Raw genomic sequence first — 1,093 nt, 5'->3', positions numbered from 1 at the left:
ACACCCGCTCGGGGGTGGCGTCGTAGACCCGCTCGGTGGTGGCCTGCACCTGTCCCATGACCTTGCTCTCCTTCGTGCTCGGGCCCGGCCCCTCGAGCTTCCGGGCGCCGACCTGTCCGGTGAGGAACTCACGGTGCGGGTCGTGCCCCGTCAGCAGGACGAGTTCACCTGCATGACCTGCTTCCTGGTCCACCACCGCTCCCAGCTCGCCGGGGAGGACAAGAACGGCCAACCGATCTGCGTCGACTGCGCGTCCTGAGGGCGCAGCAGCGGCAGGACCGACCGCAGCCCGCCCGCATACGCGAGAGGGGTATTGCGCCCTTTCGCATCCGGTCGGGCCGGCACCGGGGAGATCACCCGAGCGCAAGCTCGTGTACTTCATCGCCGCTACCCTGGACGGCCACATCGCCGCCCCCGGCGGCGGCGACCCGACCGGCCCGGACGGTTTCTGGCCGATCGGCCCGGACTCCTGGAGCAGGTGATCACCGAGTACCCGGAGACGCTCCCCGGTCCGGCCCGTACCGCCCTGTCCGTCACCGCCGAGGGCACCCACTTCGACACCGTGCTCGAAGGCCGCCACACGTACGAGATCGGCGTCAAGGCCGGAATCGACGACGCCTACCCGCACCTCAAGCACGTGGTGTTCTCCCGCAGCCTCACCTCCGTCCCCGGCGCCGCCGTCGAGCTGGTCGGCACCGGCGGGCACCCTGCCGCTCGGTGCGCAGTCGTGAGCGACCGCCGACCACCTCGGGACTCCGAAGGACCCGTCAGCGTGTAGCCGGCGTCGTGCGCATCGACCAGGCGACGGAACGCCGGCGTGACAGTCGGCCGCGCAGCCTCACAGCCGGGATCTCAGCACGTCGATCTCACAGCCCGGCGCGGACGGGTCGAAGCCGTGCTCGACCAGCCAGCGAACCACCAGCAGGCTCCGCAACGACCACCATGCGCGGATCACGTCCACGTCGACGTCGGTGCCGTAGCCGGCGATGACGTCGCCCCGCCGCCGCTCGGTGATGGCCTGGCTCCAGCACCTGCGGGCCTCCTCCCTGATCGCCCAGCTCCTCACCCAGACCTACACCGCCGCCGAGATCCG

General features: G+C 71.1%; 1 protein-coding gene and 2 pseudogenes. 2 read left to right on the top strand and 1 reads right to left on the bottom strand.

Features of this window, described 5'->3' with window-relative positions; translation table 11 throughout:
- Positions 1-91: 91 nt before the first annotated feature.
- Together ABZ885_RS41865 and ABZ885_RS41860 are read left to right on the top strand one after the other, a co-directional pair.
- Positions 92-259: pseudogene (locus ABZ885_RS41865) on the top strand (DUF4193 family protein); the annotation flags it as partial.
- 219 nt (positions 260-478) lie between these two features.
- On the top strand, positions 479-778 hold the full coding sequence (locus ABZ885_RS41860; protein ID WP_360200546.1) for a hypothetical protein: 300 nt from the start codon (positions 479-481) through the stop codon (positions 776-778).
- Positions 779-838: 60 nt separating this feature from the next.
- Here the strand turns inward: ABZ885_RS41860 and ABZ885_RS41855 are convergent.
- A pseudogene (locus tag ABZ885_RS41855) lies at positions 839-994 on the bottom strand (aminoglycoside phosphotransferase family protein); the annotation flags it as partial.
- Positions 995-1,093: the final 99 nt, after the last annotated feature.

Source organism: Kitasatospora sp. NPDC047058, from assembly GCF_040643935.1.
Lineage (GTDB): Bacteria > Actinomycetota > Actinomycetes > Streptomycetales > Streptomycetaceae > Kitasatospora.
Note: the sequence above shows the minus strand (reverse complement) of the source record. Positions and strands in the feature narration are given on the sequence as shown.